This window comes from Clostridium sp. B9 (assembly GCF_050509515.1).
Lineage (GTDB): Bacteria > Bacillota > Clostridia > Clostridiales > Clostridiaceae > Sarcina.
The window spans coordinates 814645-828900 of sequence record NZ_JBNWKA010000003.1 but is presented as its reverse complement, the minus strand read 5'-3'; the positions used below and the strand labels follow the sequence as shown (position 1 = coordinate 828900).

The window sequence follows — 14256 nt, the reverse complement described above, 5'->3', positions numbered from 1 at the left end:
GAGTTATTTTGATATTTATGTTATCCATGGATGAAGTGATATTTGAATAAGTGTTTAGAATTTCATTGTTTCTGTAGCAAAAAATACGTTAAGAAGTTACATTTGTTTGAAGCGAAGCAAGTTATGTAACTTTAGTATTTTTTGTGGAAGAAATAATAGAAATTCTCAGCGAAATTCAATAATCACTGAATTATGAATAACATAAATATCTTAAAAGTCTAGATAATAAAAGGTGGAGTTACCCCCACCTTTTATGTTATTTTGAAGCCATGTTAGCTAATTTTGTCTTTGAAAATACTATTGTTAATACGAATGGTACCACTACTGCGATTGCCATAGCTATTAAGTACATTAACATGCTAGATGGTTGCATTGATAAGATTGCTGGTAATCCTCCAACTCCTACTGAGTTTGCCATAGAGCCAGTTATCATTGAGAACATACCTGATACCCCTGATCCAATCATAGCAGCCACAAATGGATATAAGTATTTTAAGTTAATACCAAACATTGCTGGCTCAGTTACTCCTAAATATCCTGAAATACACGCTGGTATTGAAATTTGCTTTTCCTCTTCATTCTTTCTATTTACAAATATCATAGCTAAAACTGCTGATGCTTGAGCTATATTTGATAATGCAACTATTGGCCATAAGAATGTTCCTCCAATATCACTTATAAGTTGTAAGTCAACTGGTAATAAAGTATGGTGTAATCCTGTTATTACCAATGGTGCATAAATCATACCAAAAATTCCTGCGAATAACCATCCAAATGATGATGTTAAACCTGCTACTATAACACCTGATATTACACTACCGATTTTCCAACCTATAGGTCCTAAAACTGTATGAGCTAATAATACTGTTGGTATTACTGAGAAGAAAGGAACTATTATCATCTGTATAGGTCCTGGTGTAATTTTCTTAAAGAATCTTTCTAAATAAACAAAAGTGAATCCTACCATGATTGCAGGTAAAACTTGTGCTTGGTATCCTATCATTGGAACTTGAGCAAATCCAAAGTCCCAAACTGGAGCAACTGCTCCACCACCTGCACCATATGCATTTAATAATTGTGGTGATACTAATGTTATACCAATTACTATACCTAGCATTTGGTCTGCTCCCATCTTCTTAGCAACTGACCAAACAACCCCAACCGGTAAGAAGTGGAATATAGCTTCACCTATTAACCAAAGGAAACTATGTGTTCCTGCCCAAAATTGTGATATCTCTATTAAACTCTTTGTTCCGTCTTCAAATAATTTCATATCTCCGATTACATTACGGAAACCTAATATAAGACCTCCAACTATAATAGCTGGTATTAATGGAGCAAATATTTCTGCAAGTCCTGCCACCGCTCTTTGAACTATATTCATATTTTTCTTAGCAGCTTTCTTAACTTCATCCTTACTTTGCCCTTCTATTCCTGTTTGTCCAACAAAATCATTGTAGAAAGTTGAAACTTCTGGTCCAATAATTACTTGGAATTGTCCAGCTTGTGTAAATGTCCCTTTTACACAAGGAATAGCTTTTATCTTATCTACATCTGCTTTGCTTGTATCATTTAAAACAAATCTCATTCTTGTAGCACAGTGAGTTACTGAAGCTACGTTTTCTTTTCCACCTATGTACTCTGTTAGTAACTTTGCATCTTTCTCAAACTTACTCATCTTTTTCCCCTCCATTTAACTTGTACGTATATCTTATGTGTTAATACTAACATATACGTATAAGTTGTGTCAACCTTTTCATTTATCGTTTTCAAAAGTTTTTTCTTAGAGTTTTATCTTTAATAGAATTACTTTATAAATTGTTTTGCTAGAACACAAAATAAGCTATGGCAAACCTAATTTACCATAGCTTACATAAGTCATATAAAACATATAATTTTTCTCTATTTTTCGCTAATAGTTATTTTATATAAATCTAAAAAAATTCTATAAACAAATGTTTGAAACAACACCTAACATCAAAGCTTTCCAATTTATTTTTCTAGATTTATCTCTTTTGAATATAGAACTGTTTCTCTAGGATCTTCTAAATGCTCTTTTCCATTCTTCTCCACAAAAGGTTTATAGATTTCAATTTTTATTTTGTTTCCTTTCATTTCCCCTCTTGGAACTATCCTCATAGAATATTTTTTATTAGTTTTTCTATCTTCAATATATTCTTCAGAACCACCTTGTAACATGTTTCCTTCTTCATCATAAATTCTTATCCAATATTCATCATTGTCATTGCGATATCCTGTTAATACTCTAATTTCAAATGGTGTTACTGAAACTTCTTTAACTCCAACACTATTTTCTGTAATATCATTAACCTCAATTTTCTTTAATAATGATTTATCAACTTTAACAGGAACTTTAAAGCTCCAATTTCCAATCATCTCAGAGTATTCTGGCTTATTTCCAATACCAACAAATTTTTTATAATCAACAGCAAACTCAAACTCATCTGGTACTTCTGTTTTTAAACTACTTAAATTATATTTTTCAACTCCAACAAAAGTACGATCATTTAAATATTTGCCTTCTAATCCAGCAGTTCCTGTATTATCTAATTCTTCATCTGAAAAACTTACCTTCGCTATTGTCCCTTCATCTAACATTTGAGTTCTACAAGATAACTTCTCATCTTTAGATGCGTTGCTATAATCCTTTGAATTTATTTTATTTATTCTTTCTATTTGATCATCATCTAAATATTTAAATGGTTCTTTACTTTCCAACATATATGTTACATAAAGATTCTGTCCATCACAAAGTATTTCTGACAAAGTTACTTTCAACCCACTATTATTTATACTTTTATCAACTATTGTTGCATTTTTAGAATAATTACCATTAAATATCATAAAACTTTGTATTTTTTCAAATGCATTTCCTATACCTGGTACTCCATAAACTAAAGTAGTTGTACCAATTCCTAATGTAGCAACTATAGCAAGTCCTGCTGCAACACTTCCAAATCCTTTTTTATACCATTTCCTTTTATTATTTTTCTTTTTATCCTCTTCAGCTTTATTTATTGCATCATCTATAATATTATCTAAATTCTCTGGTAATTTTATTTTATCTAAATCTTTTTTATTCATTTAAATAGCCCTCCTTTAAAATATCTCCTAAAGCTTCTTTTGCTCTTCTTAAGTAAGTTTTAACTGTATTTTCTGGTATTTCCATAACCTTTGATATATCCTTTATCTTCATATCATTAAAATACATCATGATTATTACTGTCTTGTAATTATCATTTAATAAATCTATAGCATTGTATAAGTCTATTTTTTCCTCAGTAGAAATTTTACTTTTTTCTTTTACTAAAGGCATACTTTCATCTAACACTTCATTTTTTCCTTTTTTCTTCATTAAATCCATAGAAGAATTTATTAGAATTCTAGTTATCCATGTATTAAAAAACTTTGCTTTTCTTAGCTTGTCTATATTCAAAAATGCTTTATATACCGTTTCCTGTAATACCTCTATTGCATCTTGCTCATCTTTAACATATAAAAAAGCCATCTTATATAAATATTCCTTATTACTTTTTATAAGTTTCCCAAAGGATTCTTTATTCCCCTTCATGGCCTCTTTAATAAGTTTATGTTCATTAATTTCATTTTTATTATCTATGTCTAGATATGATATATCCATAGTTTTCTCCATTTCCTTCCTCCTAACCCAGGCTTCAACATCAATGTTTGCATATATTAGACTGTGGAAGTGATTAGAAAGTTTCAAACTTTTATAAAATTATTTTAAGTATATACTAAAATAATCCAAACATCTAAAATAACTATTATAGTTTCTAATCTATTTCTAAAACAAAAAAGTCACATCGAAGTCTAAAACTTCAATGTAACTTTTTAAGTTATTTTTATATTGCTTTATATTTTATATAAACTAAAATCCTATCTAAAATACAAAACTTATTAATTATTGACTATGTTTTAATCAGTATGAATTTTAGATAGAACTGTAAGACCATCTTAATGAGCAATTTAAAGTTTCATTATCTATGGAAAAATAATAGCGTTAAGAGGCTTTTTCTGTTTGAAGCGTAGCAAGTTTAAAAGCCTCAGCTATTATTTTGGAATAGATAATGAAACTTTTTGCAAAATTAAGTAGGTCCGAAGGTCTAGCTAAAATTAATACATTTTAAAAATAGTCTAATTATTTTATCAACCCTTCTTGAATTAAGAAGTTTTTAGCAACCTCTTCTGGTGATTTTCCTAATACGTCTACTTGATAGTTTAACTCTATCATAGTATCTTCATTAATCTTTCCATTTAATGAGTCTAAAACCTCTTTTAATTCTGGATATTCTTCTAAAGTTTTATTATTAACTAGAGGTACTGCGCTATACTTTACAAAAAACTGTTTATCATCTTCTAAAGTTTTTAAATCAAACTTCTTTAAAAGTCCATCTGTAGAGAATGCATCTATAACTTGTGATTCTCCACTAGTTAATGCTGAATATCTTAAACTTCCATCTAATGATTTAATATCTTTAAAGTTAATACCATAATACTTTTCTAATCCTGCTAATCCATCATCTCTGTTCTGGAATTCAATTGTTGGAGATAATACAAAGTCACTACTATACTTTGATAAATCAGATATTGTGTTTATTCCGTACTCATCTGAAAGTTCTTTTGATATAGCTAATTGATATGTGTTATTAAAACCTATTGGATTTAATAATGTTAATCCATGATTTGTATTCATATCATCTTTTATTGTGTTGTAATAATCTACTCCATTATTAATATTATTTTCCTTCATAACATTAATAAGTAATGTTCCTGTATAGTCAACATACATATCTATGTCACCTTTTTCTAAAGCTCCAAAAGCAACTGATGTTCCACCTAGATTTAGTTTTCTTTCTACTTCTAAATCTGTTTTATCTTCAACCAAATCAGCATACATATTTCCTAATATAAGCTGCTCTGTAAAATTCTTTGACCCAATAACTATCTTATCTTTTTTACTTGATAGTAATGAAGATACTCCCATAAATAAAATTGTTATGGCCATTATTACTCCTATAACCTTAAGAACAAAGTTATTTCTCTTCTTATCAACATTGCTTAGTCCCTTTGGAGTAACAGCTACTTCTATTTTTCCAAAGATAAAGTCAACTATTAAAGCTAATATACAAGCTGGTATAGCTCCTGCTAAAATCATACTGTTATTTACAGTCTGAACTCCTGAGAATACTAAGTATCCTAATCCACCTGCCCCTATGAAGGCTGCTAATGTCATAAGTCCAACTGCTGTAACTGCTGATATTCTAATACCTGACATTATTATTGGAAGTGCTAATGGTAACTGAATCTTAAATAAACTCTGATTTTTAGTAAGTCCAATACCTTTAGCTGATTCTAAGACTACTGGATCTATACTTGAAATACCTGCATAAGTATTTTTTACTATTGGAAGTAATGAATATACTACAACCATGAAAATAGCTGGTGTACTTCCTATACCTAGTATTGGTATTAATAATCCTAGCAATGCCATTGAAGGAACAGCTTGTACTAAGTTAACAAAACCTAATATAGGTTTTCTAAGAAACTTAACTCTTGAAACAAGTATTCCTAGTGGAACTCCTATTAATATAGCTATAATTATAGCTGTAAATGTTAAATATATATGTTGAAATAATAAATCTAATATTTGTGTCTTCTGCGAAATCATATATTCTATAAAATTATTCAAATATATTCACCTCCATATCTAAGAACTGATCACTTAAGATTGAAAGTAAACTACTTCTTGTTATAAGACCAACCAATTTCTCTTGTGAGTTAACAACTGGTATAAATCCTACTGAATTTTCATTCATTATACTTAAAATATCTACTAAGTTATCATCTTCATTAACTCTAAGTGGTTTTACACTCATTATCTCTGAAAGTGCTTTAGATTTTTCATTAGTAGTTTTTATATCTTTAAAAGTAACTATTCCTTTTAGAATCTGCTCTTTATCTACTATTAATAAACTATCAACCTTACTACTCCTCATAATTTCTATTCCTTGTAGTATAGTTCTGTTTCCCTTTACTGCTACTGGATTCTTTATCATTATATCCTTAGCCTTTATGAAGTCTGGATTATTCCATACTCTATCTGAACCTATAAAGTCTTTAACAAAATCATTTGCCGGATTTCTAAGAATATTTTCTGGAGTGTCATATTGAGCTATTCTTCCGCCATCCATTATGCATATCTTATCAGCTATTTTTAAAGCCTCATCCATGTCATGAGTAACGAAAACAATAGTTTTGCTTAACTCCTCTTGAAGTGTGAATAATTCTTCTTGAAGTGAAGTACGAGTTATTGGATCCAAAGCACTAAATGGCTCGTCCATTAAAATTATTTCTGCGTCAGTTGCAAAAGCCCTTGCAACTCCTACCCTTTGTTGCTGACCTCCACTAAGTTCAGCTGGATATTTATTTAAATACATTTCTGGATCTAATCCAACCATATTTAAAAGATCTAATGTAGATTGCTCTATTTTTTCTATTTCCTTATCCTTTTTGAGCCTTGGAATAAGCTCTATATTTTCCTTAATCGTTAAGTGTGGAAATAACCCATTATTCTGAATTACATATCCTATTTTTCTCCTTAACCCTATTGAATCTTCCTTTGATAATGGTTTATCATTTATAAAAATTTCACCAGAAGTTGGTGTAATTAACTTATTTATAAGCTTTAAAGTTGTTGTTTTACCACATCCACTAGGACCAATTAAAACAACCAAGCTCCCTTTTTCTATCGTTAGGGAAATATTATCTAGTATTTTTCTATCCCCAATTTGTTTAGATACATTCTTTATTTCAATCATGAAAAGCCCCCTTTGTTCTGACAACTTTTTATTAATTTTTAAGTTGTTAGTTTTTATTATAGCATGATTTGGAATTTAATGCAAATCATCTTTTCATCCATAATTAAAATCCCTAAAAGATTCACATATAAGCTAGTATATATGGAACCTCTATAAAATGTTACAAAGTTATCCTGATAAAAAAGCTTTTAAATAATGCTTTATTTAAAACCAATTTTGATACATAAATATTAATAATTGCTTAAACCATAGTCAAAAAGATAATAAAAAAAACACCATATTTAAAATAGTGTCTTAAAATAACTTATCTATTTATTTTTTGCATTTTTCAGTATTTTTTTAACTGTTGTATTTTTATTTGTATTTCTATTATTTTGTTTTTTCTTATTTTTACTAAACTCGTTACAAATGTTGTATATTAACATGTCATCCCCTCCTTCTTTTAATATATTTATATAAAATTTCATCTTAATTCTAATAATATTTTATACAAAGCACTCTGATTATTTAGTTTCTCATATAAGTTATCAACCAATATAATCTCATGCTTTTTGCATAAAAACTAAACCTACTAAAAAATTATTTTTGTAAGTCTTATAGTTAACTACTTTTAAGAAGCACTTAATTGCTCCACAAATAGTTCTATGAAATACTAATCATAAAACTAATATACATATTATATTTTTTAAAATTTCACTGGATTTATAAGAATATTTTAAGTGTCATATTATCATATCTCAATTTTTAGCCTATTAAAATTAGATATAAAAAAGATAATATTTAACTCATTGAAATGAAAACTTCTTTTCGAAGTTATTTACAATTTATCGAATTGTAACCTCACTATATTACAATATTTTACCCAATTTAGACTTGAAAATGATTTCTAGTCTATATACCTGTATTTTTAATACCAGCTATCAAACCCATCAGCTGAAAGTTAATAATAACATATTTTCTTGATAATTGCAAATATTTATTCCATATAAATTTTATCCCTTAATCAATTTTATTTTCAAAGCATTATAATCTTTTACTTATATAGGTCATAATTAATATTTTGTTAACATTTCGTTCTTAATATGTTATGATAAAGAAAACAATCAAAATTTTTACATATATGTTTAAAGGAGGAGCCTAAAATGGGTTTAAAAGAAGATTTCAAAAAAGCAGAAAACAAAATAGAAACTGAATTCAAAGATTTAAAAGAAAAACATGAAGAAAAGAAAGAAGCTAGAGAAGAAAAAAGAGAAGAAAAAAAAGAGGAAAAAGCTAAAGAAAAGGCTGAAAAAACTCAAGAAAAAGAAGAAAAAAAAGAAGAGAAGGAAAAAGCTAAAGAAGAAAAATAATACTTAGTTATTGTTACTTATAACCCCAACTAATTATTTTTAATTTATAGTTTATAAGAGACTATCACCAAACTAATTTAAAAAGTTAGTTTGGTAATAGCCTCTTTTTTTCACTAATATTTATTACTAATTATATTAAACTTATTATAAAGATCTACAAATCAAATCCCCTTAACTCTATAACATTAATTAATTTTATACATTATCGCCTCATATGGTCTTAAATTTAAGTTATCTATATTAATAGATGAGTCCTCATAATTGCTTAATAATATTTTCGGAGTTTTATCTAAATTTTCTTCAAAAACAAACTTTGCTGGATTCTCTTTAAAATTACATACAATAAGTAATTTTTCTCCATTTAACTCTCTTGTATATGCAAATATATTTTCATCCTCTGGATTTAAAAGCTCATAATCACCATAAATTATAGTATCACTCTCTTTTCTTATTTCAATAAGCTTTTTATAGTGATAGAAAATTGAATTTTTATCCTCTAAAGCATTCTTAGCATTTATTGTTTTATAATTTGGATTTACTCCAAGCCATGGCTCTACAGTTGAAAAACCACCAAAGTCTGAATCATTCCATTGCATAGGAGTTCTAGCATTATCTCTTCCCTTTGCATAAATAGATTCCATAACATCTTCATGCTTATATCCTTGAGCTATTCTCTCCTTGTACATATTATGAATTTCTATATCATCATACATATCTATAGACTCAAATTTTATATTAGTCATACCAAGTTCCTCTCCTTGATATATATAAGGAGTACCTTTCATTCCATGAAGAAGTGTTGCAAGCATTTTAGCACTTTCAACTCTATATTCCTTATCATTTCCCCATCTTGAAACTATTCTTGGTAGGTCATGATTATTCCAGAATAAACTATTCCATCCCTCTCCATCTAGCTCTGTTTGCCACTTTGATAAAACTCTCTTTAAATCTCTTAAGTCTAAAGGTTTTAAATCCCACTTTCTCTTTCCTGGAATTTTGTCTAAACTTATATGTTCAAATTGGAATACCATACTTAACTCATTTCTCATAGGATTTGAATAAAGCTTGGCTACCTCTGGAGTTGCTCCCCAAGTTTCTCCTACAGTTAATAAATCATGTTGCCCAAAAGACTTTTCATTCATTTCTCTTAAATACTCATGAAGTTTTGGTCCATTTTCCTTTATCATTTCATCAGGAATTTTACCTATAAGATCAATAACATCCATTCTGAATCCGCCAATTCCTTTTTCAATCCAGAAATTTATTAAATCCCAAACTTCTTTACGTACTTTTTCATTTTCCCAGTTTAAATCTGGCTGCTTTTTACTAAATAAATGAAGATAATATTGTCCTGAAGCTTCATCATACTCCCAAGCACTACCTCCAAAAGTTGATCCCAATTCATTTGGCTCTTTTCCATCTACAGGATTTCTCCAAACATAGTAATCTCTATACTCATTATCCTTTGATTTTTTAGCCTCAATAAACCACTTATGTTCATCTGAAGTGTGGTTAACAACTAAATCCATAAGAATTTTTATTCCTCTTTCATTAGCTTCCTTAAGAAGGTTGTCCATATCTTCCATAGTTCCAAACTCATCCATTATGTCGCAATAATTACTTATATCATAACCATTATCATCATTAGGTGATTTATAAACTGGACTTAACCAAATAACATCAATTCCAAGCACCTTTAAATAATCAAGCTTTTCTCTTATTCCATTAATATCACCAATACCATCATTATTACTATCATTAAAACTTCTTGGATATATTTGATATACCACTGAGCTATGCCACCATTTTTTCTCCATAACCATTCTCCTCCTCTGTCACGCAAACTTGTACGTATATGTTAACTCAATGATATAATGTAAAGGTTTTTCTGTCAACTAATATTCCTCTAAATAAACTATAAATATATTTTTACTGAAAAAGATTTTAATATTTGGCCCTGTTTTAAACCAAGGTTGATTTCTAGATATAGATAAAAGATCATCTTAATAATCAATTAGAGTTTCATTGTCTATGAAAAAATAGTAGCGTTAAGAGGATTTTTCTGTTTGAGCGCTAGCGAGTTTAAAATCCTTAGCTATTATTCTAGAATAGACAAATTTAAATAGGAAGCACCTTCTCATATTCATTCGAAGGTATAAGTTCAAATTATAAAATTGAAACTTTTGATTTTCACTTAAAATTAAGTTAGGTCTGAAGATATAGCTAGAAATCAACCTTCACTTAAAACAGAAACTAATATTATGAAGTCTATTTTTTAATTTAACCCTTATTGCTAAAATAAATGCTCTTTATTACATCATCCATTTTAGCTACAGCTTTATCCTCTGCTTTAAATTTTTCTTCTTTACTATAACCTGTACCATCTACTAATAACTGATGGAATTTTTTTATTCCTAAGAATTTCATTATATCCTCAACATAATTTAACCCTTTATTGAATGCATTTCTAGTAAGCCATGGAATTTCTCCACCAGAAGATTGTATGTACACCATCTCTCTTTGCTTATCATCTAAAAGCCCTTTTACTTCTTCTGGTGATATTTTTATTGTTATCTTATTTTGTATTATACAATCTATATATTCTTTTAAAGGAGCTGGGAATGATAAGCTCCATAAAGGAGCTGCTATTACATATAAATCAGCTTCCTTAAATTGATTGCTTAATTCAATAATTCTCTCTACTTCTTTTTTTGTTTTTGGATCTAACTTTTCATCATTAGGATCTACACAACAACTTCTTCCCGAAAAATGCTTATCTTCTAATCTTGGAATAAAGTCTTTATAAAGATCTACTTCTTCCATTTCAAACTCAGGATTTAACTCTATATATCTACTAACAAAAGCTCTTCCTATAGTTTTACTTGAAGAATACTTTTCTGGTTTTGAATTCACCGTAATATAAAGTAACTTTTTCATATTAATCACCTCATTAAAATACTTCTTAATTTATCTTGTGAGTTTTTCTCAAAATTTATTAATTTATTTATAACCTTTGTTTTAAATAAACGTTGATTAAGATATAGACATTTATAATTTGCTTTATTTATTAAACTTACAATTTATATAAGATGATAAAATTCAATATACTACATAAAACAACTTGCTTAAATTGAATTTTGAAGTTAATTGATATTAATTTTCATTTTATTATTGACAAATTAAAAACTTGAGAGTATATTCTAGTTGTACCCCTCCCCATAGGGGTGGTAGAAAATTATTTTAAGGAGGATAAAGTAACTCAAAAGAAGCCATATCAAAACTTAATAATAAAAAGCTTATAAAACATTATTAAGAGAATATCTAGATAAGCTTTAAAATTTAAAGTATCGTGATATAGCTTCAACTTGATAGCTACTTTTAAATAAATTTATGATTAATAAGTCATTAAAAATTAAAGGTATGAGTTGCGCCGCTTGTGCTGCTAGAATTGAAAAAGTTCTAGGAAAAATGGATGGTGTATCAAAAGCTAATGTTAACTTTGCTACTGAAAAACTTAATTTAGAGTTTGATGATAGCAAAATAACTTTTAAAGCAATTCAAGAAACTTTAAATAAACTTGGTTTCTCTATAATTCATAATAGTAAAAAAGAAAACTTTAAAGTTTCTGGAATGAGCTGTGCAGCATGTGCATCTAGAATCGAGAAGGTGTTATCAAAATTACAAGGAATGAATTCTGCCACAGTTAATTTTGCCTCTGAAAGCCTTCAAATAGAATATGACCAAGATGAAATATCATTAAATGAAATAAAAGAAACGGTTAAAAAATTAGGATTCGAACTTAAAGGAAACTCCACTACTCTTTCTTATAAAGTAGAAGGAATGACTTGTTCAGCTTGTGCGGCTAGAATTGAAAAAATAACTAGTAAAATGGAAGGTGTAGAAAGTTCTAATGTTAACTTTGCTAATTCAACACTTACTATTTCATTTGATAAGGATATTTTAAAAACAAATGATATAAAAAGCAAGATTGAAAAATTAGGATATAAGCTTTTAGATGCTTCTCAAGAAGATGAACATCAAAAATCAAAAGAAAAAGAAACAAATAAAATGAAAAGTAGATTCATATGGTCTGCAGTATTCACTACTCCACTTTTTATTATCTCTATGGGACACATGTTTGGATTACATTTACCAAAAATAATTGATCCAATGCATAACCCGTTAAACTTTGCTCTTATACAATTTATCTTAACAACTATTGTTATATTTATCTGTAAAGATTTCTTCATTCATGGATTTAAAAATCTGTTTATGAGAAGTCCTAATATGGATTCATTAATTGCCATAGGCTCTGGTGCTGCTTATCTATATGGAATATTTGCAATATACCATATATACATAGGTGACCACAGTTATGCAATGCAATTATATTTTGAATCAGCAGGTACAATATTAACTCTTATAAGTTTAGGTAAATACTTAGAAACATTAACAAAAGGAAAAACTTCAGATGCAATAAAAAAACTTATGGGACTTGCCCCTAAAACAGCTACTATTATTGTTAATGGAGAAGAAAAAACTATTTCTATTGATGATGTACAAGTTGGAGATTTAATCCTTGTTAAACCTGGTGAAAAACTTCCTGTAGATGGTGAAGTTATTGACGGATACACTTCCATAGATGAAAGTATGTTAACTGGTGAAAGTATCCCTTCTGAAAAGAATATTGGAGATACTGTATTTGGAGCTAGTATAAATAAGAATGGAAGAATAGTTTATAAGGCTACTAAAGTAGGAAAAGATACTGTAATATCACAAATAGTTAAATTAGTTGAAGATGCTCAAGGTTCTAAAGCTCCTATAGCAAAGCTTGCAGATAAAATATCCGGATACTTTGTTCCAGTAGTTATTACTTTAGCATTAGTTGCAAGTCTAGCTTGGTATATTTCAGGTGAAAGTAAAACTTTCTCACTTACAATATTTATAGCTGTCTTAGTAATAGCTTGTCCATGCGCTTTAGGTTTAGCTACTCCAACTGCTATCATGGTTGGTACTGGTAAAGGGGCTGAAAATGGAATACTTATAAAAAGTGGTGAAGCTTTAGAAACTACTCAAAGTCTAAATACTGTAGTTTTTGATAAGACTGGTACAATCACTGAGGGTAAACCAAAGGTTACTGATATAATCTGTGATGAATATTCTAAAGATGAGTTACTTGCATTAGCAGCTTCTGCTGAAAAAGGTTCAGAGCATCCACTTGGTGAAGCTATAGTTAGAGATGCAGAAGAAAAGAAACTTAAACTTAAGGAAGTATCAGACTTTGAAGCTATTCCTGGTAAGGGAATTCAATGTAATATAGACAATAAAACAATTCTTTTAGGTAATAAAAAGCTTATGAATGAAAAGAATATAATTCTTGGAAGTCTTTTAAATTCTTCAGAAGAATTAGCTTCTAAAGGAAAAACGCCAATGTTTATAGCTCTAAACGGAAGAATAGCTGGAATAATAGCTGTTGCAGATACAGTTAAAGAAACAAGTAAAAAAGCTATAGAAACACTTCAAAAAATGGGATTAGAAGTTGTAATGTTAACTGGTGATAACTTAAAAACTGCTAAAGCAATAGCTAAAGAAGTAGGCGTAGACAGAGTTATAGCTGAGGTTCTTCCTCAAGAAAAGGCTGAAAAAGTAAAAGAACTTCAAAATGAAGGTAAGAAAGTTGCCATGGTTGGAGATGGTATAAATGATGCTCCAGCCCTAGCAGTAGCTGACATAGGAATGGCTATTGGATCTGGAACTGATATAGCAATGGAATCAGCTGATATAGTTCTTATGAAAGGTGATATCTTACATGTTATTGGAGCAATCCAGTTAAGTAGACAGACAATGAAAAACATAAGAGAAAACTTATTCTGGGCATTTGGATACAATACTTTAGGAATACCAGTAGCAATGGGTGTACTTCATATCTTTGGTGGTCCATTACTTAACCCAATGATTGGAGCTCTTGCTATGAGCTTTAGTTCAGTATCAGTCTTATTAAATGCTTTAAGACTAAAAAAATTCAAACCTAATTATAAGTAATTTAT

At 28.8% G+C, this 14256-nt stretch carries 9 protein-coding genes; 2 read left to right on the top strand and 7 right to left on the bottom strand.

Annotated features, from left to right (window positions below; genetic code table 11):
* Window positions 1-256: 256 nt before the first annotated feature.
* The 5 genes from treP to ACQZHJ_RS03710 form a co-directional block, all read right to left on the bottom strand.
* Entirely contained in the window at window positions 257-1678 is a 1422-nt protein-coding gene (gene treP, locus ACQZHJ_RS03730) for a PTS system trehalose-specific EIIBC component (RefSeq protein ID WP_430484205.1), read from the bottom strand.
* Window positions 1679-1992: 314 nt separating this feature from the next.
* Window positions 1993-3105, bottom strand: a complete 1113-nt coding sequence (locus ACQZHJ_RS03725) for a DUF4179 domain-containing protein (protein WP_430484204.1) — start codon at window positions 3103-3105, stop codon at window positions 1993-1995.
* Window positions 3098-3673: a sigma-70 family RNA polymerase sigma factor gene (locus ACQZHJ_RS03720; RefSeq protein ID WP_430484203.1), complete on the bottom strand. Its 576-nt coding sequence runs from the start codon at window positions 3671-3673 to the stop codon at window positions 3098-3100. Before ACQZHJ_RS03720 ends, ACQZHJ_RS03725 begins: the two co-directional genes overlap by 8 nt.
* A gap of 507 nt (window positions 3674-4180) precedes the next feature.
* The gene (locus ACQZHJ_RS03715; protein WP_430486857.1) at window positions 4181-5710 is read right to left on the bottom strand and encodes a glycine betaine ABC transporter substrate-binding protein; all 1530 of its coding nucleotides are present in this window, start codon (window positions 5708-5710) and stop codon (window positions 4181-4183) included.
* Between the two features lie 13 nt (window positions 5711-5723).
* Window positions 5724-6860, bottom strand: a complete 1137-nt coding sequence (locus tag ACQZHJ_RS03710) for a betaine/proline/choline family ABC transporter ATP-binding protein (protein ID WP_430484202.1) — start codon at window positions 6858-6860, stop codon at window positions 5724-5726.
* 1142 nt (window positions 6861-8002) lie between these two features.
* On the opposite strand from ACQZHJ_RS03710, the gene ACQZHJ_RS03705 reads away from it, so the two are divergent.
* Window positions 8003-8209 (top strand): hypothetical protein, encoded by a 207-nt coding sequence (locus ACQZHJ_RS03705; RefSeq protein ID WP_430484201.1) that lies wholly within the window; start codon window positions 8003-8005, stop codon window positions 8207-8209.
* Window positions 8210-8394: 185 nt separating this feature from the next.
* On the opposite strand, the gene ACQZHJ_RS03700 is transcribed toward ACQZHJ_RS03705, so the two are convergent.
* Window positions 8395-10026, bottom strand: coding sequence for a glycoside hydrolase family 13 protein (locus ACQZHJ_RS03700; RefSeq protein ID WP_430484200.1), 1632 nt, complete (start codon window positions 10024-10026; stop codon window positions 8395-8397).
* A 463-nt stretch (window positions 10027-10489) separates the two neighbouring features.
* Complete coding sequence (locus tag ACQZHJ_RS03695) at window positions 10490-11146, bottom strand: FMN-dependent NADH-azoreductase (RefSeq protein ID WP_430484199.1); 657 nt, start codon at window positions 11144-11146, stop codon at window positions 10490-10492.
* Window positions 11147-11599: 453 nt separating this feature from the next.
* On the opposite strand from ACQZHJ_RS03695, the gene ACQZHJ_RS03690 reads away from it, so the two are divergent.
* On the top strand, window positions 11600-14251 hold the full coding sequence (locus ACQZHJ_RS03690) for a heavy metal translocating P-type ATPase (RefSeq protein WP_430484198.1): 2652 nt from the start codon (window positions 11600-11602) through the stop codon (window positions 14249-14251).
* Window positions 14252-14256 lie beyond the last annotated feature (5 nt).